At 65.2% G+C, this 26,263-nt stretch carries 24 protein-coding genes and 1 pseudogene; 22 read left to right on the top strand and 3 right to left on the bottom strand.

Annotated features, from left to right (window positions below):
• From CWS72_RS25980 to CWS72_RS26030, 13 genes and pseudogenes are all read left to right on the top strand, one after another.
• On the top strand, window positions 1–1,238 hold a 1,238-nt coding region (locus tag CWS72_RS25980; protein WP_101253577.1), incomplete at its 5' end, for a GspE/PulE family protein.
• Window positions 1,238–2,461, top strand: a complete 1,224-nt coding sequence (locus tag CWS72_RS25985) for a type II secretion system F family protein (RefSeq protein ID WP_101253578.1) — start codon at window positions 1,238–1,240, stop codon at window positions 2,459–2,461. The genes CWS72_RS25980 and CWS72_RS25985, both read left to right, overlap by 1 nt.
• Entirely contained in the window at window positions 2,458–2,898 is a 441-nt protein-coding gene (gspG, locus tag CWS72_RS25990; protein ID WP_101253579.1) for a type II secretion system major pseudopilin GspG, read from the top strand. Before CWS72_RS25985 ends, gspG begins: the two co-directional genes overlap by 4 nt.
• 9 nt (window positions 2,899–2,907) lie before the next feature.
• The gene (locus CWS72_RS25995; protein WP_146002893.1) at window positions 2,908–3,294 is read left to right on the top strand and encodes a pilus assembly FimT family protein; all 387 of its coding nucleotides are present in this window, start codon (window positions 2,908–2,910) and stop codon (window positions 3,292–3,294) included.
• Entirely contained in the window at window positions 3,291–3,671 is a 381-nt protein-coding gene (locus tag CWS72_RS26000; RefSeq protein WP_101253581.1) for a hypothetical protein, read from the top strand. Before CWS72_RS25995 ends, CWS72_RS26000 begins: the two co-directional genes overlap by 4 nt.
• Before the next feature lie 307 nt (window positions 3,672–3,978).
• The gene (locus CWS72_RS26005; RefSeq protein ID WP_158240830.1) at window positions 3,979–4,686 is read left to right on the top strand and encodes a PulJ/GspJ family protein; all 708 of its coding nucleotides are present in this window, start codon (window positions 3,979–3,981) and stop codon (window positions 4,684–4,686) included.
• Entirely contained in the window at window positions 4,683–5,693 is a 1,011-nt protein-coding gene (locus CWS72_RS26010) for a PilN domain-containing protein (protein WP_101253583.1), read from the top strand. The genes CWS72_RS26005 and CWS72_RS26010 overlap by 4 nt, the downstream gene beginning before the upstream one ends.
• Window positions 5,694–5,698: 5 nt before the next feature.
• Window positions 5,699–6,169 (top strand): annotated as a pseudogene (gene gspM / locus CWS72_RS28860) (type II secretion system protein GspM); the annotation flags it as partial.
• On the top strand, window positions 6,129–6,713 hold the full coding sequence (locus CWS72_RS28520) for a hypothetical protein (RefSeq protein ID WP_241911896.1): 585 nt from the start codon (window positions 6,129–6,131) through the stop codon (window positions 6,711–6,713). The pseudogene gspM and the gene CWS72_RS28520, both read left to right, overlap by 41 nt.
• Window positions 6,714–6,997: 284 nt before the next feature.
• Window positions 6,998–9,091, top strand: coding sequence for a type II secretion system secretin GspD (gene gspD, locus CWS72_RS28525; protein ID WP_241911897.1), 2,094 nt, complete (start codon window positions 6,998–7,000; stop codon window positions 9,089–9,091).
• Window positions 9,088–9,945 carry a type II secretion system minor pseudopilin gene (locus CWS72_RS26020; protein WP_101253585.1) on the top strand — a complete coding sequence of 286 codons (858 nt, stop codon included), beginning with the start codon at window positions 9,088–9,090 and terminating at the stop codon, window positions 9,943–9,945. Before gspD ends, CWS72_RS26020 begins: the two co-directional genes overlap by 4 nt.
• Before the next feature lie 12 nt (window positions 9,946–9,957).
• Window positions 9,958–10,587 carry a prepilin peptidase gene (locus tag CWS72_RS26025; protein WP_101253586.1) on the top strand — a complete coding sequence of 210 codons (630 nt, stop codon included), beginning with the start codon at window positions 9,958–9,960 and terminating at the stop codon, window positions 10,585–10,587.
• Window positions 10,588–10,646: 59 nt separating this feature from the next.
• Window positions 10,647–11,357 (top strand): RluA family pseudouridine synthase, encoded by a 711-nt coding sequence (locus CWS72_RS26030; protein ID WP_101253587.1) that lies wholly within the window; start codon window positions 10,647–10,649, stop codon window positions 11,355–11,357.
• Between the two features lie 127 nt (window positions 11,358–11,484).
• Here CWS72_RS26030 and CWS72_RS26035 read toward each other — a convergent pair whose 3' ends face one another.
• Both CWS72_RS26035 and CWS72_RS26040 read right to left on the bottom strand, forming a co-directional pair.
• Complete coding sequence (locus CWS72_RS26035) at window positions 11,485–12,027, bottom strand: RNA pyrophosphohydrolase (RefSeq protein ID WP_101253599.1); 543 nt, start codon at window positions 12,025–12,027, stop codon at window positions 11,485–11,487.
• A gap of 513 nt (window positions 12,028–12,540) precedes the next feature.
• The gene (locus CWS72_RS26040; RefSeq protein ID WP_101253588.1) at window positions 12,541–13,863 is read right to left on the bottom strand and encodes a dicarboxylate/amino acid:cation symporter; all 1,323 of its coding nucleotides are present in this window, start codon (window positions 13,861–13,863) and stop codon (window positions 12,541–12,543) included.
• 296 nt (window positions 13,864–14,159) lie between these two features.
• Between CWS72_RS26040 and CWS72_RS26045 the strand changes: the two genes are divergently transcribed.
• The 8 genes from CWS72_RS26045 (at window position 14,160) to CWS72_RS26080 (ending at window position 23,755) form a co-directional block, all read left to right on the top strand.
• On the top strand, window positions 14,160–15,992 hold the full coding sequence (locus tag CWS72_RS26045; RefSeq protein ID WP_158240831.1) for a sensor histidine kinase: 1,833 nt from the start codon (window positions 14,160–14,162) through the stop codon (window positions 15,990–15,992).
• A complete protein-coding gene (locus tag CWS72_RS26050; protein WP_101253590.1) occupies window positions 15,989–17,323 on the top strand; it encodes a sigma-54-dependent transcriptional regulator in 1,335 nt (444 codons plus the stop codon). Before CWS72_RS26045 ends, CWS72_RS26050 begins: the two co-directional genes overlap by 4 nt.
• Window positions 17,324–17,359: 36 nt before the next feature.
• The gene (locus CWS72_RS26055) at window positions 17,360–18,109 is read left to right on the top strand and encodes an ATP-binding protein (protein ID WP_158240832.1); all 750 of its coding nucleotides are present in this window, start codon (window positions 17,360–17,362) and stop codon (window positions 18,107–18,109) included.
• The gene (locus tag CWS72_RS26060; RefSeq protein ID WP_101253592.1) at window positions 18,106–19,308 is read left to right on the top strand and encodes a PP2C family protein-serine/threonine phosphatase; all 1,203 of its coding nucleotides are present in this window, start codon (window positions 18,106–18,108) and stop codon (window positions 19,306–19,308) included. Before CWS72_RS26055 ends, CWS72_RS26060 begins: the two co-directional genes overlap by 4 nt.
• Window positions 19,309–19,462: 154 nt before the next feature.
• Entirely contained in the window at window positions 19,463–20,617 is a 1,155-nt protein-coding gene (locus CWS72_RS26065) for a Gfo/Idh/MocA family protein (protein ID WP_101253593.1), read from the top strand.
• A 51-nt stretch (window positions 20,618–20,668) separates the two neighbouring features.
• A complete protein-coding gene (locus CWS72_RS26070) occupies window positions 20,669–21,508 on the top strand; it encodes a sugar phosphate isomerase/epimerase family protein (RefSeq protein WP_101253594.1) in 840 nt (279 codons plus the stop codon).
• 31 nt (window positions 21,509–21,539) lie between these two features.
• Window positions 21,540–22,910 (top strand): glycoside hydrolase family 88 protein, encoded by a 1,371-nt coding sequence (locus CWS72_RS26075; RefSeq protein WP_101253595.1) that lies wholly within the window; start codon window positions 21,540–21,542, stop codon window positions 22,908–22,910.
• A gap of 65 nt (window positions 22,911–22,975) precedes the next feature.
• Window positions 22,976–23,755 carry a 3-ketoacyl-ACP reductase gene (locus tag CWS72_RS26080; protein WP_101253596.1) on the top strand — a complete coding sequence of 260 codons (780 nt, stop codon included), beginning with the start codon at window positions 22,976–22,978 and terminating at the stop codon, window positions 23,753–23,755.
• A 91-nt stretch (window positions 23,756–23,846) separates the two neighbouring features.
• Here CWS72_RS26080 and CWS72_RS26085 read toward each other — a convergent pair whose 3' ends face one another.
• Window positions 23,847–25,079, bottom strand: coding sequence for an MFS transporter (locus CWS72_RS26085; protein WP_101253597.1), 1,233 nt, complete (start codon window positions 25,077–25,079; stop codon window positions 23,847–23,849).
• Between the two features lie 239 nt (window positions 25,080–25,318).
• On the opposite strand from CWS72_RS26085, the gene CWS72_RS26090 reads away from it, so the two are divergent.
• Entirely contained in the window at window positions 25,319–25,924 is a 606-nt protein-coding gene (locus tag CWS72_RS26090) for a TetR/AcrR family transcriptional regulator (protein WP_241911898.1), read from the top strand.
• Window positions 25,925–26,263: the final 339 nt, after the last annotated feature.

Below are 26,263 nucleotides of genomic sequence, written 5' to 3' on the forward strand. Positions count from 1 at the left end.
CTTCGGCCATCGCCGCCGCCAGAGCCTGTTCCGAAATCAGGCCGAGCCGGGTCAACACCACGGCCAGCGACGCGCCGGTGGTGCGCATGGTCAATGCCCTGATCGCCCGGGCGGTGGAGGCCCGGGCCTCGGACATCCATCTGGAGCCGGCCGAGGACCGCCTGGCGGTGCGTCTCAGAATCGACGGCGCGCTGGGCGAGGAGGAGTCGCTGCCCAATCAGGTCAAGGCGGCGGTGGTTTCGCGCATCAAGGTGATGGCCGGGCTCGACATCGCCGAGCGGCGGCTGCCCCAGGACGGGCGCCTGCGTCTGGCGGTGCGCGGCCAGGAGATCGATTTTCGCGTCGCCACCGCGCCCACCATCCATGGCGAGGGCGTCGTTCTGCGCATCCTCGACCGATCCTCGCTGTCCCTCGATTTCGAAACCCTGGGGTTCGAACCGGCGCTTCTCGAGCGCTATCTCGAGGTTCTGCGGCGGCCGCACGGCATCGTCCTGGTCATCGGTCCCACCGGCAGCGGCAAGACGACGACGCTTTACGCCTCGCTGGCGGCGCTCAACACGGTCGACCGCAAGATCCTGACCATCGAGGATCCCATCGAATACCGCCTGGCCGGCATCAGCCAGACCCAGGTCAAGCATCAGATCGGTCTTACCTTCGCCACCGCCCTGCGCTCGTTCCTGCGCCAGGATCCCGATGTAATGATGGTGGGCGAAATCCGCGATCTGGAAACGGCGCAGGTGGCGGTCCAGGCGGCGCTGACCGGCCACACTATCCTTTCCACGCTGCATACCAACGATGCCGCCAGCGCGGTCACCCGCCTGCTCGACATCGGGGTCGAGCCCTATCTGATCACCTCGACCCTGAACGCGGTCATGGCCCAGCGGCTGGTTCGCCGCCTCTGTCCGGTCTGCCGTCGGCCATACACGCCTTCGGAACAGGATTTGTCGGCCCTGGGACTGGCCGAGAGCGAGGCGGCGGCGGTGCGAACGCTGTACCGGCCGGGGGGCTGTTCCGCCTGTTCGGGCAGCGGCTTTCGCGGACGCCTGTCGGTGATGGAACTGCTGGCGATGGACGAGGCGGTGGTCCGGCTGGTGCTGAACCGATCCGAGGCCCGGGAAATCCGCAAGGTGGCGGTCGAGGCCGGAATGGTCGGCATGCTGGTCGACGGCCTGCGCAAGGCCGGCGCCGGCCTGACCACCGTGGACGAAGTGCTGCGGGTCACGCGGGAGGATCATTGATGGCGGCCCATTTCCGCTATCGCGCCGTCGTTCCCGCCACCGGGCAGATCCGCACCGGCACGCTGGAGGGCGATTCCGTCGCGGCCGTGCTGCGGAAATTGCGTCAGGACGGCTTGATGCCGATCGAGGCGGTGGAAAACAAGGGGCCATCCGCCGCCATCCGCTCACCCTCGCGCATTTCCGGCGCCATGCGCAAGGCCCTGCCGAACGCGCTGGGCGAACTGGCCGTGCTGCTGGGGGCGGGACTGCCGCTCGACCGCGCCCTGGCGATCGTCGTCGAGCACGCGCCGCAGCCGGCGTTGCGGACCGTCTTCGCCGCCCTGCGCGACCGGGTGAAGGCGGGCACGCCCCTGTCGCGGGCCATGGCCGAGGCGGGAGGACTGTTTCCCCCCATGGCCTGTGCCCTGGCCGAGGCCGGCGAGGCCAGCGGCAGGCTGGACGCCAGCCTGGGCCGTCTGGCCGAATCCCTCGACCGCGCCGAAGCCCTGCGGCAATCGGTGGGATCGGCCCTGGTCTATCCCTGCCTGCTGCTGGTGGTGGCGGTGGGGGTGATCCTGATCATGCTGCTGGTGGTGGTGCCGCAGTTCGAATCGATGCTGGACGATCTTTCCGGCAAGGTCCCCTTCGTCACCGAAATGCTGATGCGGATCAGCCGCGCCGTGCGGGACTGGGGGGCGGCCGGGCTGGCCCTGGCCGTCGGCGCCGGCGCGCTGACGCTGCGCGCGTTGCGGCGGCCCGGCTTGCGCGCCGCCGCCGACCGGCGGATCCTGGCGGTGCCGTTGCTGGGGGCCTTGATCGCCAGCGCCGAAACGGCGCGGCTGGCGCGCACGCTGGCCAGTCTGGTCGATGCCGGGGTGCCGCTGCCCAACGCGCTGTCCATCGCCCAGAGAGCCCTCGGCAACAGCCATATGGCGGCGGCGATCGCCCGGGTCGCCGAAGGATTGAAGGAGGGCGGAGGGCTTTCCGTCCCGCTCGCCGCGACCGGCGCTTTCCCCCCGGTCGCCATCAGCTTTCTGAAAACCGGAGAGGAAACCGCCCGCCTGGGCCTGATGCTGGCCCGGCTGGCCGATGTTCTCGACCGGGACGTCCGCACCATGACCCAGCGCATGATCACCGTGATGACGCCGCTTATCACGGTGATCATGGGCCTGACCGTCGCCGGCATCATGGCGGCGATCTTTTCGGCCATCCTTGGCATCAACGATCTGGCGATCCAACCATGACAGAGACAACGTTCCTTTCCCGCCGCCACCGGCACCAGGCCGGCTTCACCCTGCTCGAACTTCTCGTCGTGCTCACCATCATGGGCCTGCTGGCCGGTCTCGCCGGTCCCCAGGTCCTCAAATATCTGGGCTCGTCGCGCACCCAGACGGCCAGGGTGCAGGTGCAGAACATCGTCGCCAGCCTGGAGCTGTTCTACGTGGACCTCCACCGCTATCCGACCGAGGCCGAGGGATTGAAGGCCCTGGTGACGGCGCCGCCGGAGATGGCCGGCTGGAACGGTCCCTATCTGCGCAAGATGGACGCCTTGCGCGATCCCTGGGGCAATCCCTACGGCTATCGCAATCCCGGCAAGTTCGGAAACATCGACGTGTTCAGCCTGGGCTCGGACAATGCCGAGGGCGGGACGGGCGAGGCCCAGGACGTCGGCAACTGGTGAGGGGCGTCGATGTCAATGCTCGAAGCCCTGGTGGCGCTGGCCATCGCCGGCCTGATCGCCCTGATCGTCTATCCCTTGCCGGAGCGGGCCATCCGCGCCGTCGACGTCCGTGCCGGCGCCCAGGCGCTGTCCATCGATCTGCGCCGCGCCCGGTCCCTGGCCCTGCGCAGCGGCGCCCCCGCCTCTTTGCTGCCGACCCGCGACGGGCATGGCTATGTCCTGCCCGACGGGGTGGTTCGCCATCTGCCCGAGGGAACCGTCATCAGCGGTGCCGGAACCCGGTTTTTCGCCGACGGGACGGCCTCCGGCGGCCTGTTCGTGGTGGCCGGTGCCACCCGGTCCCTGGGGGTGGCGGTGGAGTCCGCGACCGGGGCCGTCACCATGGTCGTGCCATGAGCCGAAAGCGCCAGGCGGGTTTCGCCTTGGTCGAAGCCATCGTCGCCGCCGCCATCATCGCCGGGGCGCTGGTCGCGATGTTCGCGGTGATGATCGATGGCGCGACGCGCTCGCGTCTGGCCGAGGACAAGCGTCTGGGGTTGCTGGTGGCCGAATCGCGGCTTGCCGCCGTCGGCGCCGAAATTCCGGTGCGCGTCGGTTCGTTCGCCGGCGTCGAGGGGCCTTTCACCTGGGAGGTGGCGATCAACCCCTATCGCATGGCGGTGGGGCGAAGCGATGCCGGGGATGTCTATCAGGTCAGCGTGGCGGTGCGATTGCGCAGCAGATCGACGAGCCTGGTCGAACTGAGGAGTCTTCGCCTTGCGTCCACCTACTAGAGCCTTTCGCCATCGGATTGGCCGGCTTTCCTTTTTCGTCATCCCCGGGCTTGATCCACGGCTGTCCGGCACGGATTTTGCCCTCGATATTCAGGAAAAATTACGCCCGGTTTATCCACCAAAAGTCGTCATGCCCGGACTTGATCCGGGCATCCATGTGCCCGCTTCAAATGATGTCGACCGATCTATGCAATCATGGATTGCCGGGTCAAGCCCGGCAATGACGGTTTTTGGTTGCAGCTACCACTCAAATGCGAGCAACGCACAAACTGTGCCGGACAACCGTGGGCTTGACCCGGGGATCCACGTGGATGGCCGGGTCAAGCCCGGCCATGACGACAGAAGAAGATCCAATCCGATCGCGAAAGGCCCCGATTCCCGTCAGGCCGGCTTTTCCCTCGTGGAGATGCTGGTCAGCCTGGCCATCTTCGGGATGGCCAGCCTGCTGGTGGTCACCGGTCTGAACGGCGCCCGGCATGTCTGGGAGCGTGCCGGCAGCCGGATGAACGGGGGCGAGGCGACGGAGGGGGCCGAGACGGTTTTGCGGCGGCGGATGGAAAATGCCGTGCCCGCCACGCGCCACGACGGCGGTGTCGCATCGGCGGATTTCACCGGCACGTCCGGGTCCCTGGTTTTCCTGGCGCCGCCGGATGACTCCCGGGGACCGGGCGCGCTGCTTCGTTATTCGCTCGCCCTGGCCCCCGATGGACGTCTGATCCTGTCCAGCACCAACGATTTGGCGCGGGATGGGGCATCGCGTCGCGACGATGTGCTGCTGCGCGGCGTGCAGTCCCTCGAACTGGCCTATTTCGGTCCGTCGGCATCCGACGATCCGGGCGCATGGCACGCCTCCTGGAGCCGTCGCCCGGATCCCCCCCGGCTGATCCGGGTGCGCGTCCGTTTTCCTCCCGGCGACCGCCGCTGGTGGCCCGACCTCGTCGTCCACCCGATGACCGACGTCGATCAGGAATGTGCCCTGGACGACTCCGGCAACCGCTGCAGGGGGCGCGGATGACGCCGGCCGATCTCTTCAATGCCGATCTCAAGACCATCGGCCGCATGGTGGAACGGGGGCTGTCCTGGTGGCGCGACGAATTGCTCGCCCTGGTTCCGGAGCGCTGGCGAAGATGGTCCGGCGCCAAGGCCCGGACCGTCGTGCGTCCCGAAGGTGACGGCTTCCGCTTCGATGCCGCCCTCGATGGGCGGTCTCCGGCCGAGGGGCCGTTGTGCCTGTGTCTGCCATGTGGCGCCGGATTGTTGCGCCGTCTCGATCTGCCGCTTTTACCGGTGTCCGACTTGCGCCGGATGATCGCCCTCGACATCGATCGCCTCACGCCATTCGAAACCGAAGACGTCCTGTTCGATTTCGAGATCGAGGAAAGACTGGGCGGGCGACTGCGCGTCCTGATCGGCGTCCTGCCCAGGGAGCGGAGCCTGGCGGCGATCGAGCGGTTGAGGCGGAGCGGCCTGGTGCCGGAAGCCTTGAGCCTGGCCGACGGGGACGGCCGGCCTCGTTTCGATTTCCTGCCCGCGACGCGGACCGGGGACGGTCCCCGTCGCGGCTGGACCGCCAGCCGGCTGTGGATGGCGGCGGCGGCCCTGCTGATCCTCAACCTGGGCCTCTTCACGCTTTACGACATCTTGTCGATCGAGACCTTGCACCAGCGGATCGAAGCCCAGCAGCCGATGATCGGGGTCGCGGGGAAGCTGCGGATCGCGGTCGAGGCCGAGCGGACGCGGCGGGATGACCTGGTGCGGCGCCAGCGGTCGTTCTCGCCCTTGCCGGTGCTGGACGGCCTGACCCGTTCGCTGCCGGACGAGGTGTGGATCCAGCGTCTGGAGTGGAATGGCGCCAGTTTGCGGATCATTGGCTGGAACCGTGGCGACGCCGACGTCCTGGCCCTGGTCGATGGCAATCCCCTGCTGGCCAACGTCCGGCCCGTGGACGCTGCGGCATCCCCGAAATCATCCGCCAAGCCTTTCGAAATCGTCGCCGAGCGGAAGCCGGGAGGCGGGAGATGAAGGCCATGACGGCGCGGGAACGGCGATTGGTGGCCATCGCCTTGCTGCTCGGCACGGTCGCGGTTCTTTGGTACGCGCTGGTGGATCCGGTGATCGGAGGGGCCTTTCGCCGTGCCGGGGAAAGGCGGGAACTGATGGCGGAGATCGCTCGCAACGAACGGCTTATCGCCGGTCTGCCGTTCTGGAAGGAGGCCTCCGCCGCCCAGTCCGCGACCGCCGGGAAATTCGCGCTGCGGGCTCCGAGTCCGGCGCTGGCCGCCGAGGCATTGAAGGAACGGCTGAGTGGAACGATCGGCAGGGAAGGGGGAACGGTGAAATCGATGCAAAGCGTGGAAGAGGGGGTGCCCGATCATTGGGTCCGGGTTCGGGCCGACCTGACCCTGACCAACGAGCAGCTTTACCATAGTCTGAGCCAGTTGGAGAGCGAGGATCCTCATGTCGTCGTCGACTATCTGTCGGTTGCTGCCGATCGCGCGGCCGTTGCGGGCGGGATGGAACCGCTTGACGTCACCCTGGCGATTTCCGCCTTCGTTCGCCTGGAGGGGGGTGATCGAAAGCCGGGGCCTGCCGCTCCTGATCCTCGCGGCGCTGTCCGTCCTTGCCGTCGTTCAAATCGGGCTTCCCGACAGTCCGGCGACATCGCCGGGCGGGACCGCGGCGCCGGCCGGCCCGGCCGAGGATGTGACCCGGGTGAGCGGGGAATGGCCGGCGATTGCCGAACGTCCGCTGTTCTCGCCCAATCGTCGTCCGGGCAAGGCGGAGTCCGTGGCCGCGTCCGTTCTCGATGGGTATCTGGTGCTGGGGATCGGCATTATGGGGCAGACGGCGACGGCCTTGGTCAAATCGCCGGGCGGCAAGCCGACGCGGCTGTTGCCCGGACAGAAGCTCGATGGCTGGACGCTGAGCGCGATCGAGCCGATGCGTCTGGTTTTCGAGCGCTCCGGCGAGATCGGCGTCCTTCCCCTCGATGCGCGCCGGCTGCGTCAACCGGCCGACCGGAGCAAGGCGGCGGCCCGATGAGGGCGTGTGCGGATAAGAAAAATATTCCCTCGCCCCTTGTGGGAGAGGGGACGAGCGAAGCGAGTGGGGTGAGGGGACTTACGCGCGCCGAGCGCGGAAAAAGTGTGCAGAAACAAACAAGTCTTTATGTCGCGCAGACGCGCGTACCCCTCACCCGGCCGCTAAAGCGGCCACCCTCTCCCACAAGGGGCGAGGGTTCGTCACTCCTCCTTTTCCTCCAGCGGTGTCTTTTCGTCCTTCTTGCCACTCTGGCGATCGCCGGTTGCTCGGCCGATCGCTTCGCGGTGAGGCCGTCGACGGTGCCGCCGCCGCCGGTGGTCCAGGAGGCCGGGGCGGCGCCGGCCGTCAGCGAAAGCGCCCTGGAGCCGGCGGCGCCCCGGACGAAGACCGAAGTGATCCGGGGCAACCAGCGCCTGATCACCGCGCCATCCCGTCCGGGAGGAGCGGCTGCGGCGGCGGAGGGGGCCGTCTCGCTCAATTTCGTCAATGTCGAGGTGCATGATCTGGCGAAGGCGATCCTGGGCGATATCCTCGGGGTGAATTACGATGTCGGCGCCTCGGCGCAGGGCAATGTGACCGTGGAGACGGCCCGGCCGGTTCGCCGCGAGGACGTGCTGCCCGCTCTTGAGGCGGGGCTGAAGGCGGCCGGCATGGGGCTGGTCAAACGCGCCTCGGGTTATTCCATCCTTACCCTGGCCGAGGCGCGGCGGCAGCCGGCCCTGGTCGGCGACGAGACGCAAGGGTTCGGCACCGAGGCCGTTTCACTGCGATATGCCAGTGCGGCGGCCTTGAAGAAACTGTTCGATCCGATGGTGCCGGAAAACGCCATTCAGGCCGATCCTTCGCGCAATGTCCTGCTGATCGCCGGTTCCACCGCCGAGCGGAAATCGCTGCGGGCGATGATCGAACAGTTCGACGTCAACTGGCTTGAGGGAATGTCTTTCGCCCTGATCACCCTCCAGCGCGCCGACAGCCGCCGGATGGTCGAGGAGCTGAATCAGATCGTCAATGCCGAGGGCTCGCCCTCGGCCGGACTGGTCCGCCTGGTGCCCTTGACCCGTTTCAACGGCATCGTCGTCATCTCGCCGCAGCCCGATTACATCGAGGACGTGCGTTATTGGGCGGAATCGCTGGATCGTGACGGCGAGGGGAGCGAGCGGCGTCTGTTCGTCTACCGGGTGCAGAACGGCCGGGCCTCCAATCTGGCCAGCGTATTGACCAACGTTTTCGGCACCGGCGGGACCGATAACCAGACGGCGGCTTCGACGACCGGTGCCGGCGGCGTCGGCACCGCCGGCACCGGCACGCCGGCCGGCATGACGTCGACGACGACGTCGTCACGCAACTCCGGCCAGACCTCGTCCTTCGCGACATCGTCGCCGTCGGTTTCCCCGCAAGGCTCCGCGTCCGGCGTCGGGCTTTCCCGCGACTCCCAGCTTCCGGCCGCCGCCCAGCAATTGCGGCTGGCGGAAGGGGGGCATCTCGTCAGCGTCACCAGCGACGATATCAACAACGCCATCGTCGTCCATGCGACCGCCCGCGAATATGAATCGATCGAAAACGCTTTGCGCAAGCTCGACGTTTTGCCATTGCAGGTGTTGATCGAGGTGATGATCACCGAGGTGACGCTGAACGATACGCTGCGTTACGGCGTCGAATGGTATTTCAAGACCGGCACCAGTCATTTCACCCTGACCTCCGGCTCCACCAACCAGCCGTCGCAGACCTTTCCCGGTTTTTCCTATCTTCTGTCCAATGGCGGCGGCATCCAGGCCGTCGTCAACGCGTTGGACGAGGTGACGACCCTCAATGTGGTGTCGTCGCCGCAATTGCTGGTGCTGAACAATCAGACGGCATCGATCCAGGTCGGCGATCAGGTGCCGGTCGCCACCCAATCGTCGGTCAGTACGACGACGTCGAATGCCGCCATCGTCAATTCCATCGAATATCGCGACACGGGCGTCATCTTGAAGGTGACCCCCAGGGTCAACGACAGCGGGCTGGTGTTGCTCGATGTCGCGCAGGAGGTCAGCGCCGTCACCACGACCACCACCTCCAGTCTCGATTCACCCACCATCCAGCAACGGCGGATATCGAGTTCGGTCGCCGTGCGCGACGGTCAGACGGTGGCCTTGGGAGGCCTGATCCGCGACACCCTGACCAAGGAGGCCAGCGGAGTCCCCCTGTTGAAGGACATTCCCGGGGTGGGCTATCTGTTCGGCTCCGTCGACGATACCCGGGTGCGGACCGAGCTCATGGTGCTGATGACGCCCAGGGTGGTCCGCAGCGCCGTCGACGCGCAGGCCGTCACCGACGAATTGCGTCGCAAGATCTCCAGCATGGAGCCGATTCCCCCACAGGCGGGACGGGCGCGGTGAAACGGCGCGGGGAGGCCGGCTACGCCCTGGTGATGGCGATGGTCGCCGCCGGCCTCTTCGCCTATCTCTCGCTGCTGATCGTCCAGGCCAACTGGGGCGACGACGCCGTGATCCTGGCCCGGCTCGACCGGGCGCGCCTGGACGCCGCCGCCGCCGCCGGGCTGGCCATGGCGTTGCACGGCCTGGGGGTGGAGGAACGGGGGCGCCGCTGGGCGATCGACGGCACGGCGCGGCAGGTCCGTTTCGACGGCGTGCTGCTGACCATCGCCGTCGAGGACGAGCGGAGCAAAGTGCCGATCAACGGCGCCAACGAGGACGTCCTGCGCCGCCTGCTGTCGGCGGCCGGAGTGCGGGGGCGGCAACTCGACAGTCTGGCCGAATCGATTTTGGATTGGATCGACCAGGACAACATTCCGCGCGTCTACGGCGCCGAGGCCGACGCCTATCGCGCCGCCGGCGCCGCCTTGCTGCCGCGCAACGGCAGGTTTCGCAGTCGCGAGGAATTGCTCGATGTCCTGGGGATGACACCACAGATCTTCGCCGGCATCGCCCCCTCGATCACCTTGTTCTTCGGCGAACCGGGGACGTTCAATGCGACGATGGCCACGCCTTTGGCCGTCATGGCCATGCAGGGGGCCAGCGAAAATCCCGCCGAAATGGCGGCGTGGAAAAAGAAATTGACCGACGGCACCTGGACGGCGCTGGAAAACGTCGCCGAGGTTTCCCTGCGCGGCAGACCCCTGACGATCAGGGTCGAGGCCGCGCTTCCCGACGGCACCCGGCTCTCCCGCGCGACCATCGTCCAATTCACCGGTAGCCGGACCAGGCCTTTCCGGGTGCGCTGGTATCAATAGCATCGGGCGGGAATGATGATCGGCGATTTTTGGACGGCGATGGTGATCGGGGCTTTGCTGCTGGGCTCCGCCGGGGCCCTTGTCGTCCGGCATCTGAGCGGCGGGAAAAAGTCGTTCTGGCTGCCGCCGGCGGCGATTGGCGGACAGCTTGGGCTGACCCTCTGGTCGGCGTCGGTGGCGCCCCTTCCGTGGGTTCCCGAAAGTCTGCTTCTCGCCTGGGGTTTGCTCACTCTGGCTTTGACCGATTGGATCGCCCTGCGGCTGCCGGATGCTTTGACATTGCCCCTGGTTGCGTCGGGGCTCCTGCTTGCCGGATTGGCCGATGCGCCAGCCCACGGGATCGGCGCCTTGGCCGGCTATGGCGGCCTGTCCGCCCTGGCCTTCGGATACCGGATGTGGCGCGGCCGTGACGGGATCGGTGGCGGCGACGTCAAACTGGCCGCCGTGGCCGGTGCCTGGGTGGGCTGGCAAGCCTTGCCTTCCGTCATCCTTTTGGGAGCGGTGATCGCCTTGTCCGGGGTGGCCGTCCTGCGGCTGACGCGTCCGATATCTGGTGCGGGCCCCGTGCCTTTCGGTCCTTCCCTGTGTCTGGCGATCTGGATCGTCTGGCTCCACGGTCCCTTGCCGGTTTCCCCGTCTTGACGCCCGGAGTGCCCCGGCGCACTGTCCCGGCGCAACAGACCTCCGAGCGGGAATAGCCGATGGCCCTTCGACATGCACATGGTCCGGTTCACCACCCGGAATGGAAACCCGAGGATCTTTTGTCTCGCGTTCTCCACCGCGATTCCAACCTCATCATTCTCGACAAGCCGGCCGGTCTGGCGGTGCATGGGGGGCCGCAAACGCCGATCCATCTGGAGGGCATGCTCGACGTCCTGCGATTCGGCCTGACCCGGCCGCCCAGGCTGGCGCACCGGTTGGATCGCGACACCTCGGGATGCCTGGTTCTGGCCCGCCACGACAAGGCCTTGTCCCGTTTGGGGCGTCTGTTCGGGGCGGGGAAGGTCCATAAGACCTATTGGGCGGTGGTTGCCGGCCGCCCGCAAGGGACGGAGGGGCGGATCGATCTGGCCTTGCGCAAGGTGTCCAACAGCCAGGGCTGGCGGATGGTCGCCGATCCGCAAGGGTCTTCCGCGGTGACCCTGTGGCGTCTTTTGGGGACCGGCGATGGGATGTCCTGGCTGGAGCTGCAGCCGCAATCCGGGCGAACCCACCAGATCCGCGTTCATTGCGCGACGGGCCTGGACTGCCCGATCCTGGGGGAGAGCGTCTATGCGGCCGATGGGGCTCAGCCGTTGCATCTGCACTCCCGCGCCGTGGTCGTTCCCTACTGGGCCGAGCGGCCGGCCATCGAGGTTCGGGCGGAGCCACCCCCCCATATGGGAGGGGCCTTGTCGGTTTGCGGATGGTGACGGTCGAGAAAAAGCCCAAATCGCAGCGCGCGAGCAAACGCATTCCGATCAGTCACTGAACTTGTCCGAAAGGGCGGGCTTCATAGTCTTCTCCCGCGAGGGGAGAAGGGCTTTTGCCCGCCCTTTCTTACCCGCGCAGATCGTGCTGGCGGCTGGGGGTGATCAGGACGGGAGAAATGGGGGCGGCCTGCCGGTTATCCTGCATATGGCCGAGAAAGGGCGCGAACTGCTGCATCACCACGCGATAGACGTCGCGTTTGAAGGAAATGACATTGGCGACGACCTCGTCCGGCGCCATCCAGCGCCAGGACGAGAATTCGGGGTGCTCGGTTTCCACGACGATATCCCCGTCATTGCCGGTGAAGCGCATCAGAAACCATTTGTGGCGCTGGCCACGGAAAAGCAGGGCCCGTTTGGTCGAGGCGGCCTTCGGATAGTCGTAGCGGAGCCAGTGTGGGCAGGTGGCGATGACGACCGCCCGGTCGGTGCCCAGTTCCTCTTTCAATTCGCGGAGCGCCGCCTGTTCCGGCGGTTCGCCCGGTTGCATGCCGCCTTGCGGCATCTGCCAGGGGGGATCGCGGCCGTCCTTGCGATGGCCGACGAAAACCCGACCCTGGCGGTTCATCAGCACGATACCTATTCCCGATCGATATCCCGTCGGTCCGTGCATGGATCCCCCCCAATTATGTGACTGTTGAAACTTTACCACGGATGGATGAAAGGGAAACTGGCCGTTGGTCTTGCCGGGATCATGGACGGGAGGGGGATAAACCGTTTCGTCCAGATCCGGCATGACGTTCTCAACCCCCAGCCCTGCGGATCGCGCAGTACTATGCGGTGGAGCGGGCCGCTAAGGTATTTCCGTCGCCAGGGGGTTTCGCGGTCCAATTCTCTCCCATCCCACCCCACCCAGGCCGGGAACGTCCTGGCGCACTCTTCCCCGAGATCTTCCATTTCCAAGCCTATTCGGATGGCGCCCGCGCCCGGAGTGCCCCGGAGTGATTTCCGCGGCACCCGCGAGATCGGCGGGGTGTTATACCAACTCTCGGTGATCGGAACCGATCACCGAGCCCTCAATCGCCGGGCGGGTTTCTCCGAAACCCTTGGCTTCGCGCCAACGATGGCGCGGGCCCTCAATGGGCCAGACCAAGTCTCGATGAGGCATCCTCATCGAGACTTGGTATTACATCGCCTCCATCGCCGGGCGTTCGAAATAGACCTGGTATTCGTGCAGGGCCTTGGTCTCGTCGAATTCCTTTTCCATCTTGGCGATGACCATGGTGGCGACGCCGTTGCCGACCATGTTGGTCAGCGCGCGGCCGGTGGACATGAAGCGATCCACGCCCAGCAGCAGGGCTAGTCCCTCGATGGGCAGGACGCCGGTGGCCGACATGGTTGCGGCCAAGGTGATGAAGCCGCCGCCGGTGACCGCCGCCGCCCCCTTCGAGGTGACCATCAGCAGGGCGAGAATCGACAATTGCTGCCAGATCGACAGGTGCACGTTGTAGGCCTGGGCGATGAAGATGGCCGCCATGGAAAGATAGATCGAGGTTCCGTCCAGGTTGAAGGAATAGCCGGTGGGGATCACCAGTCCGACCACCGGCTTGGCACAGCCCAGGCGCTGGAGCTTGTCCATCATGCGCGGCAGCACGGTCTCCGAAGAGGAGGTGCCGAGGACGATCATCAACTCGTCCTTGAAATAAGCCAGGAAGCGGAAGATCGAAAAGCCGTAGATGCGGGAGATGCTGCCCAGGACGACGGTGATGAACAGCACCATGGTAATCAGCACGCCCAGCAGCAACTCGCCCAGCGAGGTGAGCGATCCGATGCCGAATTTGCCGATGGTGAAGGCGATGGCTCCGAAAGCGCCGACCGGGGCGTAATACATGACGATATTGATGACGCCGAAGAATGTGTAGGAAAGCCGTTCCAGGAAATCCTCGACCGGCTTGCCCCGTTCGCCCAGCAGGGACAGGGCGGCGCCGAACAATATCGAGAAGAACAGGATCTGTAGAAGATCGCCGGAACCGAAGGCGCCGATCAGATTGTCGGGGACGATGTGCAGCAGCACATCGGCGGTGCTCTGCCCTTTGGCGGCGGCGCCCGCATATTTGGCCACTTCGGCGTTATTGATGCCGCTGACCACCACATTCATGCCTCGGCCGGGCCCCATGAGATTGACCAGCACCAGCCCGATGCCGAGGGCGAAGGTGGTGACCACCTCGAAATAGATCAGCGCCTTGATGCCCACCCGGCCGACCTTCTTCATGTCGCCGACGCTGGCGATGCCGGTCACCACGGTGAGGAAGATCACCGGTCCGACCACCATCTTGACCAGCTTGATGAAGATATCGCCCAGCGGTTTCATCTCGGTCCCGAACTCCGGCCAGAGATGACCGACGACGATGCCGATGACGATTGCCACCAGAACCTGAAAGGTGAGGTCGGCGTAGAGCTTCTTTTTCTTTTTCGGTGTTGCCTGACCCGCCACATTGGGAACGTGCATCTTGGAAATTCCTCACGGCTGTGTCGCAGGAAGTTCTGCGTATTCGAACTTTCAGGGTCTACCAGCAACATGCGTGCCAGAGATTAATTGGCGAAAATCCGCACATCCGGATTTCAAATGGCTGGATTTTCGCCCATACTACCCCTGTTCAATGTGTGGATTTCCACACATAAGGCGATGTTTCGCTCCAAATACGTGTCCTTATGGGTTGGTCTGTAACGAATGGTTGCTTCGTCGCCGCCTTGTCCGTATTTCCTTCGAAGGCTCCCGTTTCCCTCGTCACAGGCAGGTTCTTGATGATTTCTTCATCTGACCGGGCACCTTCTTCGGCGCGGACCGGCGGCGTTTCGTCGTGGCCTTTGCTGCTCGGGGCGCTCTGTGTGGTGGTCCTGGTCGCCCCCTGGCTCGTCTGGCGCGGCATCGCCTGGAGCGAACAGAAGGCTTACGCCCAGCTCGCCGCCACCGGCAGTAGCCGGCTTACCCTGTACGGCGCGGCCTTGCACAGCGAACTGGACAAGACGCGGAACATCCCTCTCGTTCTGGCGGGCGATCCCCAATTGATCGATTTTTTGGTCGCGGCCGGGGGGACGGGGGGCTCTCCCCGCGCCGAGGATATCGATCGCCGCCTGCAAGGGTTGAGCGAGGCGCTGGGAATTTCGGCCATCTATCTGCTCGACTCCCACGGTACCACTTTGGCGGCCAGCAACTGGACCGAGGGGGCCGGGAGCTTCGTCGGGCAGAACTTCGCCTTCCGTCCCTATTTTCTGGCCGCGATGGAGGGGCGTGACGGCCGGTATTTCGCTTTGGGAACCACGTCCAATCTGCCTGGTTATTACATTGCCCTGCCGGTTCGCCGGGGCGGCCGGATCGTCGGGGCGGTGGTGGTGAAGACGACGATGGATGATCTGGAGCATGGCTGGTCCGGCGGCGGGGAGAAGGTCTTCGTCACCGATCGGCACGGCATCGTCTTCCTGAGCAACGAGCCGCGTTGGCGCTTCGGTAGTCTGGCGCCGCTGGACCCCGAACTGCGCCACCGGATTGGGGAGAGCCGGCAATATGGCGATGCCCCCCTGGCTCCGCTCGGTCTCGTGGTCGGGACCCGTCTGGTTTCCCTGGACGGCCAGACCTATGTGATGGTCTCGCGCCCCCTGGTCGATGGCGAGGGCTGGACGTTGCATGTTCTTCTCGATGTCGCCGCCAGCCATGCCAGGGCGCGGGACCTGGGGCTCCTCGTCGCGGCGGGGCTCCTTCTCGCCCTGCTGGCGGCCGGCTTCTTCCTCCAGCGCGCCCGCATGGTGCGCGGTTACACCAGGGATCTGGAACGCCGCGTCGATCAGCGCACCGTCGCGCTGGTCGAGACCAATCACCGTCTGGAAGCGGAAGTGGTCGAACGTGGCCGCGCCGAAGAGGAATTGAAGGCCAAGCAGGAGGAGTTGGTGCAGGCGACCAAGCTGGCGGCGCTCGGACAGATGTCCGCCGGCATGGCGCACGAGGTCAACCAGCCCCTGGCCGCCATCCGCTCCTTCGCCGACAACGCGGTGACCCTGCTGGATCTGGGACGGACCGAACAGGTTCGCGACAATCTGGCCGAAATCGCCGGCCTGACCGAGCGGATGGCGCGCATCACCGGTCAGTTGAAACAATTCGCCAGGAAAAGCTCGGGCGCCGCCGAGCCGGTCGCCGTGGGAGCGGTGGTCGAGGGCGCGCTTTCGCTGCTGGCCGGCCGTCTGCGCGCCGAGGGGGTCGATGTGCGATGGACTTCGCCGTCGGCCGATCTGAAGGTTTGGGGGGACGAGGTGAGATTGCAACAAGTACTGATCAATCTTTTCCGCAATGCTCTCGACGCTATGCGCAAGACCCCGTCGCGCAGGCTGGAGCTTGCCCTGGCCGTCGAGGCGGAGACGATCCGCCTCGACGTGCGCGACAGCGGGCCGGGAATTCCCGAGGATGCGCTGCCCCGTCTCTTCGAGCCCTTCTTCACCACCAAGGCGGCGGGCGAGGGGATGGGGCTCGGGCTGTCGATCTCGGACGGCATCGTGCGCGAGTTTGGGGGGCAATTGAGTGCGGCCAACGCGGCGGACGGCGGAGCGGTCTTTACGCTGCAACTGCGGCGGGCGGGCTTGTCATGATGACACTGTCGATCATTCTGGCCGACGACGACCGCAAGATCCGCGAGGCCGGCCACCAAACCCTGACCCTGGCCGGCCATGCCGTGCAATGCGCCGAAGACGGCGAGCGGGCTTTAAGCATGATCGATCCCGATTGCGGGGTTCTCATCACCGATATCCGCATGCCGGGCATCGACGGTTTCGCCGTGCTGGAGCGGGCTCTTTCCATCGATCCCGATCTGCCGGTCATCATGATCACCGGCCATGGCGACGTCTCGATGGCGGTCCGGGCGATCCATGCCGGCGCCTACGATTTCATCGAAAAGCCGTTTCCCTCGGAGATCCTGCTCGATACGGTGCGCCGCGCCCTGGAACGGCGCCGTCTCGTCATGGAGAACCGGCAGCTCAAGAGGAAACTCGATACCACTGCCGAGGCCACCATCATCGGCCGCACGCCGGCGATCGAGCGGATGCGGACTATCATCGCCGCGGTGGCCAAGACCGACACGGACGTTCTGGTGATGGGCGAGACGGGGACCGGCAAGGAACTGGTGGCCAGGGCGTTGCATCACCAGAGCAGCCGCCGTCATCACAAGTTCGTCGCCTTGAACTGCGGCGCCATGCCCGAGGATATCTTCGAGAGCGAATTGTTCGGCCATGAGGTGGGGTCCTTCACCGGCGCTTCGAAGCGCCGCATCGGACGCATCGAGTTCGCCCACAAGGGAACCTTGTTTCTCGACGAGATCGAAAGCATGCCGATGCCCCTGCAGGTGAAGATCCTGCGCGTTCTGCAGGAGCGCGTGGTCGAGCCGCTGGGGTCGAACGACGTGGTCCCGGTCAATCTGCGGGTCGTCGCGGCCACCAAGATCAGTCTCAAGGGAGCGAGCGGCGAGGGGCATTTCCGCGAGGACCTCTATTACCGGCTCAATGTCGTGATGATCCACGTCCCCCCCTTGCGCGAACGCCGCGAGGACGTTCCGCTGCTGTTCCAGCATTTCGTCAGCAAGGCGGCGGCGCGTTACGGCCGCGAGGCGCCCAGGGTGACGCCGCTGGTGCTGCACCGCCTGACCTCCTACGCCTGGCCGGGCAATGTGCGGGAATTGAAGAACGCCGCCGATCGCTTCGTCCTTGGCCTGGGCGACGAACTGGAGATCCTGGGCGGCGAGCCGGTCAAGGAGGCGCGGCTGACCTTGGCCGAGCAGGTGGATTTTTTCGAAAAGAGCGTGATCGAGAACGAGCTGACCCTGCATGGGGGCAACGTCAAGGCCACGGTCGAGGCGCTGGGCATTCCGCGCAAAACCTTCTATGACAAATTGCGCCGCTTCAATCTGTCGGCGGAGGATTTTCGCTAGCGGAGAGGGGCCGACGAACCGATGGAGTCTGATCCGATGACCGCTCCCAAGATCGTGCCGACCGTCGTCTGCAACCGCCGCGGGACTCCCCGCCTTTGCGGCATCGAAGTCCCGGCCGATCTGCAGGCGTTGGTGGTGGAGCGGACGACCTGTCCGAACGACAATCCGGAGTGCGCCTGCAAGCCGGTGGTCTCCGTCGTCGGCGGCGTCGACGAGGCGGGAATGGAGCGGGCGCTTTCGGATTTCGGCGGTTGTGTCGAAGTGGCTTACGGTCAGTTGCTCTCGGGCGAGCATCTTCTCTCGACGCTCGAACGGCATGGGCTTTACATGGCGCTTTCCACCGCGACGGCCTATTCGCTGGCCCCCGCCCACATGTTCTGCAATGTCCTGGCGGAGCGTCATCACCTTTCCCCGGAATTGCGCGACGCCATCGAACTGGCCGTGCATGAGGCGGTGGTCAACGGTCTGCTGCACGGCAATCTGGAAATCGGTTCGGGCGATCGGCAAAGCCTGGAAGGGTTGCGCCGCTTCGGCGAGACGATCTCGACGCAATTGCGGGACCCGTCCCTGGCCAGCCGCCGCATCGAGGTCACGGCCGTGGTGTCCGAGCGGGAGGTCGAGCTGGCGGTGATCGACAGCGGTCCCGGCTATGAGGCGGAGAGCCTTGCCGCGGACGACAGGCCGGACCGGAAATCGGGGCGGGGGCTGGAGCTCATCCGTCATTTCGCCCAAGCGGTCGAGGTCGGTGAAGGGGGGCGCAAACTCCGCATGCGGTTCGCCCGATGAGTTTGCCCGAAGCGACGCTTGATCTTCCGGCCGGGCAGGCCATCGATCTTTCGACATGCCGCGTGCTGATCATCGACGACAGTCCCGCCATCCGCCAGCTGATCGGCGCCTTTCTGGAAAACGCCGGCATTCCTCTCGTCGAGAACGCCGCCAACGGCAGCGAGGGGTTGGCCAAGGTGGAGGCTTTCGAGCCGGATCTGGTGATCCTCGACATCGTCATGCCCGGTATGGACGGATACGAGGTCTGCCGCCGCCTGCGCGCCGATCCCCGGACCAGGACGCTGCCGGTCCTGGTCGAGACGGCGCTCGATTCGGCGGCAGATCGCAGCTCCGTGTTCCAGGCCGGGGCCAGCGACGTGATTTCCAAGCCCATCCATGGGCCCGAACTGATCGCCCGCGTCCGTCTGCAATTGGAAAACAGGCTGTTGATCCGTAGCCTGGAAGACCATGTCAAGCTGATGACCTGGGAGATGGAACTCGCTCGTTACATGCAGGAAAACCTGCTGCCGCGCGAGGACATGCTGGAATCCCTGGCGGCGGCAACCGGTCTCGCCATCGCTTCGCATTTCCAGCCGTCGGCCAATTTGGGCGGCGATCTGTGGTCGGTCCACGCGCTGGGCGAAGGAAGGACCGGCGTGTCGATCATCGATTTCACCGGGCATGGGCTGGCCGCCGCCCTCAACACCTTCCGGCTGCACGCCCTGATGAACCAGATGACCCCCGATCCCGAGGATCCGGCGGCTTATCTGGCCGCCCTCAACGCCAAGCTGGTGGATCTGCTGCCCAGCGGCCAGTTCGCCACCATGTTTCTGGCCATCGTCGACAGCCGCCATGGCCGGATGACCTTCGCGGCGGCGGGGTCCCCCTGTCCGGTTATCGGCAATCCCGGCATCGGTCTTCTGGACGGCAGCGGTTTGCCGCTCGGCATCAGCCTGGAGGCCCGTTACGAGAATTGCCGGGTGCCGTTTCCCGAAGGGTCCGTCCTGTTCCTCTATAGCGACGCCCTGACCGAGAGCGTCGACCGCAGGGGGCTCTATCTGGACTCCTCCACCCTGACCGGTCTGGTCGACGATTGCCGGCGCGAGGATGGGGCGGCGAAGGCATTGCGGCGCCTGATCGCCCGTTTCCTGGAGGGACGGGGGCCGGTCACCGACGATCTGACCCTGGTCTGGATGAGTCAGGGACCGTTGCCGGCCTGACGGACGGGAGCCGGTCAGACTTCCGATTATACCATTTCCCTTTGAAAGCGCTTGACTCACGCCGCTTCCGTCAGGCTAAGTAACTAAATAGTTACTCAAGAGAATCGTGGCGGGGGAGAGTTCTCCCGAGGTCACGGCGGAAAGGGAGCGGGCGATGAGCGTTAAGCGTCTTGGCATCGTGATGAATGGCGTGACCGGCCGGATGGGCATGAATCAGCATCTGATTCGCAGCATCGCGGCGATCAGGGCCGATGGCGGCGTCCGTCTGAACTCGGGCGACGTGGTGATGCCCGATCCGATTCTGGTCGGGCGCAACGAGGAAAAACTGGCCGGGCTGGCCAAGGCGCACGGCATCGACCGCTGGACCACCGATCTCGACGCGGCGATCAGGGATCCCAGGGACGAGGTCTTCTTCGACGCCGCCACCACGCAATTGCGGGCCGAGCTGGTGAAAAGGGCCATCGACGCCGGCAAGCACATCTATTGCGAAAAGCCGACCGCCGACAATCTCGCCACCGCGGTGGACATAGCCAGCACCGCCAGGAAACGCGGCATCAAGCATGGCGTGGTCCAGGACAAGCTGTTTCTGCCGGGTCTGCGCAAGCTGAAGATGGTCATCGATAGCGGTTTCCTGGGGCGTATCCTGTCGGTGCGCGGCGAGTTCGGCTATTGGGTGTTCGAGGGCGACTGGCAGGCCGCCCAACGCCCGGCCTGGAACTACAAGCTGAACGAGGGCGGCGGCATCATTCTCGACATGCTCTGCCATTGGCGTTACGTGCTGGACAACACCTTCGGCAATGTCCGGTCGGTGTCCTGCCTGGGCGCCACCCATATTCCCGAGCGCGTCGACGAGAATGGCCGCCCCTACCAGGCCGATGCCGACGACGCCGCCTACGCCACCTTCCAATTGGATGGCGGTATCGTCGCGCAGATCAATTCGTCCTGGTGCACGCGGGTGCGCCGCGACGATCTGGTGACCTTCCATGTCGACGGGACCCACGGTTCGGCGGTCGCCGGGTTGCACAAATGCTGGACCCAGGCACGGGTGAACACGCCGAAGCCGGTATGGAATCCGGACATTCCGCAGACCATCGACTTCTTCGGCAATTGGCAGGACGTCCCCGACAATGCCGCCTATCCCAATGGCTTCCGCGCCCAGTGGGAGTTGTTCCTGCGCCATCTCGCCGGTGAATTGCCGGAATTCCCCTGGAATCTCGAGGCCGGGGCGCGGGGCGTCCAATTGGCCGAGGCCGGCTTGCAGTCCTGGCGCGAACGGCGCTGGATCGACCTTCCCGACCTGCAGTTCTGAGGAGAGTGACGGGGCGTCCCGGCGCCCCCGCTCTTTTGGGAGGTTCGAACGATGCGTGATCTTTCCGCCGACGCGAAATTGATGAGTTTGAATACCGCGACTTTGGGGCCGAAACGCTCGCTCAAGGACGCGGTGGAAGGGTGTCTGCGCCATGGGATCGGCGGCATCTCGCCCTGGCGCGACAAGATCGCCGAGGCCGGCCTCGACGAGGCCGCCCGGATGATCAAGCGGGCCGGGCTTTCCGTCACCGGCGTTTGCCGGGGCGGCATGTTCCCGGCGGCCGATGCGGAAGGGCGCCGCTGCGCCCTGGAAGACAACCGGCGTGCCGTCGACGAGGCGGCGGCCCTGGACTCGTCCTGCCTGGTCTTCGTGGTCGGCGGCCTGCCGCCCGGCTCGAAGGATCTCAAGGATGCCCGGGCGCAGGTCGAGGACGGTCTGGCCGCCACTTTGGAATACGCGCGTCCGGCCGGCGTCCGCCTGGCCATCGAACCCCTGCACCCGATGTACGCCGCCGACCGCGCCTGCGTGAACACCCTGGGGCAGGCCCTGGATATCTGCGATCGCCTGGGGCAGGGCATCGGCGTGGCGGTCGACGTCTATCATGTCTGGTGGGACCCCGATCTTGACCGGCAGATCGCCCGGGCCGGCCGCGACGGGCGGCTTTACGCCTATCATCTGTGCGATTGGATGGTGCCGACCACCGACCTGCTGCTCGATCGCGGCATGATGGGCGACGGCGTCATCGATCTTCCCGCCATCCGCCGGACCATGGAGGCGGCCGGCTACGACGGCTTCTGCGAGGTGGAGATCTTCTCCGCCAACCGATGGTGGCCGAAAACCATCGACGAGATCCTGGGCGCCATGGTCGCGCGGGGCAAGACCTGCATTTGAAAGACATCCAATAAGGAAAAGGCGAACGTCCATGAAAATCGATCACGCCGTAGCGCCTCTCGATCTGCTTCCCGCCATCCGCCGGATGTGGGACGTCTCGGCCGTCAAGATCGACGCCATCGACAGCTCGATGGACCGCGGCAAGGGTGCCCCCGTTCACACGGTGGCCGGGCGCTACCAGCCGCGCGGCTGGACCGACTGGACCCAGGGATTTGAATTCGGCAGCGCCATCCTGCAGTTCGACGCCACCGGCGAGAAACGGTTCCTCGACATGGCTATCGAGCGGATCCGCACCGACATGCCGGCGCACATCACCCATTTCGGCGTTCACGACCATGGCTTCAATCAGGTCAGCACCTACGGCAATCTGCGGCGCCTGACCGGCGAGGGGCGGATCCCCGAAGATCCCTGGCGTCAGGACTATGTCGATCTGGCGCTCCGTTGTTCGGGCGCGGTGCAGGCCCATCGCTGGACCGATCTCGGCAACGGCGAAGGCTTCATCCATTCCTTCAACGGCCCCCATTCGCTGTTCGTCGATACCATGCGCACGCTGCGCGCCCTGGCGCTCGCCCATCAGCTGGGTCATGTGATGAAGGACGAGGGGGACCGGGTCGTCCCTCTTCTCGGCCGCCTGCTGGCCCATGCCCGGACGACGGCCCGCCATGTGGTGTTCTATGGCGAGGGCCGCGATATCTACGACGTGCCCGGCCGCACCGCGCATGAGGCGATTTTCAACGTCACCAACGGCGCCTTCCGCTGCGTCGGCACGCAGCAGGGCTATTCGGGTTTTTCCACCTGGATGCGGGGGCTTTCCTGGGCGATCTGCGGCTATGCCGAGATGCTGGAGTTCGTCGAATCGCGCGATGCCGGTGAATTCGCCGATTTCGGCGGCAAGGAGGCCGCCGTTTCGATGATGGAGCGGGCGGCCGAGGCGACCTGCGAGTTCTACATCGCCCATACGGCCCTGGACGGCATCCCCTACTGGGACACCGGCGCTCCGGGCTTGCGCGATCTTGGCGATCCCTACGGGCGGGCGTCCGATCCCGGTAACGATTTCGAACCGGTCGACAGTTCGGCGGCGGCCATCGCCGCGCAAGGACTGCTGCGGTTCGGGGCCTGGCGCCAGGGGCGGGGAGGGGACGGCGGACGTTACCGCCAGGCGGGACTGACGGTGTTGCGCACGTTGCTGGGCGAGCCTTATCTCTCCACCGATTCCCGCCATCAGGGGCTGGTCCTGCACAGTCAGTATCATCGGCCGAACGGCTGGGATTACGTGCCGCCCGATAAGAAGATTCCCTTCGGCGAGGCGACCATGTGGGGCGACTATCACATGCGCGAACTGGCGCTTTACGTGCAGCGGCTGGCCGAAAACGGGCCTTACGTGACCTTCTTCGGGCCATAGGATTTTTCTGTGGCGCCGGCGTGCCTGCCGGTGTCCACCGTTTACCAAACGGAAGGAGACCCATCATGAATCCGCACACCGGACGGCGTGTCGCGCTGGTCACCGGAGGCCGCCGCGGAATCGGTCTGGCCGTGGCCGAGGGCCTGGCGGCCGATGGCTATGACGTGGCGATCACCGGCACCCGCGACGACGATGTGGCGCGGGCGGCGGTGGCCAAATTGCGGAGCCACGGCGTCGCGGGGACTTATGTGGCCGGCGACGTTGCCGCCGTCGAGGATCACGGCCGCGTTCTCGACGCGGTCGAGGCGGCCCTGGGCGGCATCGACGTTTTCGTTTCCAACGCCGGGATCGCGCCGCCGCAGCGTCTCGATATCCTGGAAACGACGCCGGAGAATTTCGACATCGTGCTGGGGGTCAATCTGCGGGGCGCCTTTTTCCTGGCCCAGGCGGTGGCCAAGAGGATGATCGCCCATGGCCGGACCGAACAGTCCCGCGCCCTGATCTTCGTCAGCTCCTGTTCGGCCGAGATGGTCTCGATCAACCGCGTCGAATACTGCGTCTCGAAAGCCGCGCTGGCCATGGCCGTCGAAGGCTTCGCCGCGCGTCTGGCGGCGGATGGCATCGGCGTCTTCGAAATTCGGCCGGGCATCATCCGCACCGACATGACCGCCGGAGTGTCTTCCAAATATGATGCGCTGATCGAGGGCGGACTGGTGCCGGCCAAGCGTTGGGGCGAAGGCGCCGATATCGCCGCCGCGGTCCGCGCCCTGGCCCGGCCGGAGATGGTCTTTTCGACGGGCACGGTGGTCAATGTCGACGGCGGTCTGACCATCGACCGGCTTTAGCGGCATCCCCGCCATTCCTCGATAGCATCAAAAAAAGGCCGCCCGGGTTTCCCCGGGCGGCCTGTTCGATATCCGGCCGGATGAACGCCGGTCAGCCTTCCGGCCGATGTCCGGGCGAGGCCAGTTCCGTTCCCATCTTGGCGTCGCGGGCCTCGATTCCGAAGCCGATCAGCAGGGCGACGACGATGGCCCCCAATCCGACGCCGCCGGCCAGGGCCACGCTGTAGTCGTGGTTCATGTGATCGGCGATCATGCTTTGCACCGTGGCGTTGCCGGCCGCCAGCAGATTGCCGAACTGATAGGTGAAGCCGGGGAAGGTTCCCCGGGCTTCCGGCGGCGACAATTCGTTCAGATGGGCCGGCACCACGCCGAAGCATCCCTGGACCATGAACTGCATGAAGAAGGCGCCGACCGCCAGCCAGACGGGATCCGAGGAAAAGGCCCAGACGGGAATGACCAGGATGGAGCCCAGCGAGGTGATGACGATGGTTCGGCGGCGGCCGAAGCGTTGCGACAGGGTCCCCGCGGTCAGGCAGCCGAAAATGGCGCCGAAGGAATAGACGATGGCGATGGTCGAGACCGTTTGGCTGGATAGTCCGTGCTGCACCTTGAGGAAGGCGTTCGGATAGAGATCCTGCGAGCTGTGCGAGAAGGTGTTGATGGCGAACATGATGAGGATCGCATACAGGAACAGCGGCAGCCGTTGTTTGGCCACGACGAAGATATTCACCGGCGGTTTGGTGCGGCGTTGTATCAGCCAGTCGGGGCTTTCGTCGATTTTCGAGCGGATATAGAGGATGAGCAGCGCCGGAGAGGCGCCGACGATGAACATGCCGCGCCAGCCCAGATAGGGATAGGCGAGCCAATAGAGCATGGCGGCCAGAAGATAGCCGCACGGATATCCGCATTGCAGGATGCCGGATACCGTTCCCCGCCAGCGGGACGGGATGCTTTCCATGGTCAGCGAGGCGCCGATTCCCCATTCGCCGCCCATGGCGATGCCGAAGCCGGCGCGCAGGATGAGGAAGGCGGTCAGCGTCGGCGCGAAACCCGAGGCGAGCTCGAAAAGCGAGAAGGTCAGCACGTTCAACATCAGGATCGGTTTGCGGCCGTAATGATCGGCCAGCCGCCCGAAGAGAATGGCGCCGACGGCGCGCAGTCCCAGCGTCAGCGTGATAGCCCAGGTAACCGATGTGATACCTGTGCCGAACTCCTTGGCGATGTCGGAGAGAACGAAAATCATAATGAAGAAGTCGAAGGCGTCCAGCGTCCATCCGAGGAAGCAGGCAACCACGACATTGCGTTGCTGAGAAAGCGAAGACATTCCTGTCACCAGACCTTTCCTGGGGTGCCCTTGAGGCTCGTTTCCATGATTTCTTTTGAGGGGAGTGTGTCAGTCCAGCGAACGAATGCCAAGATAAAAATAACTAAATAGTTACCTTGGCGGCCGGGAGATTGGGGGCTTGCCTCGGGCGGGCGAGTGTTTCATCCTTGATTATGCTTAAAAGATCCCCCGCGGCCCGGCCGGCCGCCTCGACAGATATTCCCGCCGAAAGCGGCCCCGTGGCCTCGCGCGAACGTATTCTCGACGCGGCGGTGACGGAGTTCGCCGAGCAGGGTTTCGCTGGCGCCCGTGTCGATGCCATCGCGGCCCGGGCCGGGATCAACAAGCGGATGCTCTACGCCTATGTCGGCAACAAGAAGGCCCTTTGGCTGGCCGCGCTGGAACGGGTCTACGAGGCCAAGCGGCGCGACGAGCGGACGCTCAATCTGCAGCGGCTGCCGCCGGCCGAGGCCATGCAGGTTCTGATCCGGTTCAATTTCCGCTATCACACCCAGCATCCCGAGTTTCTCGCCATGCTGAACGACGAGAATTTGCAAAGAGGGCAAAATCTCAAGGAATCCCATCGTGTGGCCGAGCTTTACTCACCTCTGCTGACCCTGATTTCCGAAGTTTTGGCCCGAGGGCAGGAGACCGAGGTCTTTCGCCGCAACGTCGATCCCATGCAGCTTTATATTTCGATGGTCGGCCTCGGTTATTTCTTCTGCTCGAACCAGCATACCCTGTCGGCGATTTTCGACCGGCGTCTCGATTCGGTCGAGGAGGTGCTGACCCGCGAACAGCATATCGTCGACGTCGTCATGGGATTCCTCCGCCCCGAGCGGTGACCACAACCAAAAACTGTCATTGCCGGACTTGATTCGGCAATCTATGCAAATCATGGATTGGCCGACGTCATTTGAAGCGGTCACGTGGATGGCCGTGTCGAGCACGGCCATGACGCCAATGTCAACAAAATCGAACCCTGAGTTCGGAGCCCGGCAAGCCTCACAGGGTAATCGGGTGAACGCGCGCGAGTTGTTCTTCCGAAAATGATTCTCGTCGCGTTGGCGCGTTGAGCGGTGCGTCAGGAAAGCTGGCGTGATCCGGCCGGTGGAAGTCCGGCCCAGGTAAGGGGTAGCGCCCGCCTGGTAACGAGTGTTGCGGGGTCGTCGGTGACGGCGGCC

Source organism: Telmatospirillum siberiense, from assembly GCF_002845745.1.
Classification (GTDB): domain Bacteria; phylum Pseudomonadota; class Alphaproteobacteria; order Rhodospirillales; family Magnetospirillaceae; genus Telmatospirillum; species Telmatospirillum siberiense.

Coding starts and splice junctions, on each gene's coding strand:
- CWS72_RS25995 (WP_146002893.1), top strand. CDS start 2,908: ATGTCAATGCTCGAAGCCCTGGTGGCGCTGGCCATCGCCGGCCTGATC.
- CWS72_RS26000 (WP_101253581.1), top strand. CDS start 3,291: ATGAGCCGAAAGCGCCAGGCGGGTTTCGCCTTGGTCGAAGCCATCGTC.
- CWS72_RS26050 (WP_101253590.1), top strand. CDS start 15,989: ATGATGACACTGTCGATCATTCTGGCCGACGACGACCGCAAGATCCGC.
- gspG (WP_101253579.1), top strand. CDS start 2,458: ATGACAGAGACAACGTTCCTTTCCCGCCGCCACCGGCACCAGGCCGGC.
- CWS72_RS26030 (WP_101253587.1), top strand. CDS start 10,647: ATGGCCCTTCGACATGCACATGGTCCGGTTCACCACCCGGAATGGAAA.
- CWS72_RS26035 (WP_101253599.1), bottom strand. CDS start 12,027: ATGCACGGACCGACGGGATATCGATCGGGAATAGGTATCGTGCTGATG.
- CWS72_RS26010 (WP_101253583.1), top strand. CDS start 4,683: ATGACGCCGGCCGATCTCTTCAATGCCGATCTCAAGACCATCGGCCGC.
- CWS72_RS26040 (WP_101253588.1), bottom strand. CDS start 13,863: ATGCACGTTCCCAATGTGGCGGGTCAGGCAACACCGAAAAAGAAAAAG.
- CWS72_RS26080 (WP_101253596.1), top strand. CDS start 22,976: ATGAATCCGCACACCGGACGGCGTGTCGCGCTGGTCACCGGAGGCCGC.
- CWS72_RS26075 (WP_101253595.1), top strand. CDS start 21,540: ATGAAAATCGATCACGCCGTAGCGCCTCTCGATCTGCTTCCCGCCATC.
- CWS72_RS26055 (WP_158240832.1), top strand. CDS start 17,360: ATGACCGCTCCCAAGATCGTGCCGACCGTCGTCTGCAACCGCCGCGGG.
- CWS72_RS26025 (WP_101253586.1), top strand. CDS start 9,958: ATGATGATCGGCGATTTTTGGACGGCGATGGTGATCGGGGCTTTGCTG.
- CWS72_RS26060 (WP_101253592.1), top strand. CDS start 18,106: ATGAGTTTGCCCGAAGCGACGCTTGATCTTCCGGCCGGGCAGGCCATC.
- CWS72_RS25985 (WP_101253578.1), top strand. CDS start 1,238: ATGGCGGCCCATTTCCGCTATCGCGCCGTCGTTCCCGCCACCGGGCAG.
- CWS72_RS26045 (WP_158240831.1), top strand. CDS start 14,160: ATGATTTCTTCATCTGACCGGGCACCTTCTTCGGCGCGGACCGGCGGC.
- CWS72_RS26085 (WP_101253597.1), bottom strand. CDS start 25,079: ATGTCTTCGCTTTCTCAGCAACGCAATGTCGTGGTTGCCTGCTTCCTC.
- CWS72_RS26065 (WP_101253593.1), top strand. CDS start 19,463: ATGAGCGTTAAGCGTCTTGGCATCGTGATGAATGGCGTGACCGGCCGG.
- CWS72_RS28520 (WP_241911896.1), top strand. CDS start 6,129: ATGTCGTCGTCGACTATCTGTCGGTTGCTGCCGATCGCGCGGCCGTTG.
- CWS72_RS26070 (WP_101253594.1), top strand. CDS start 20,669: ATGCGTGATCTTTCCGCCGACGCGAAATTGATGAGTTTGAATACCGCG.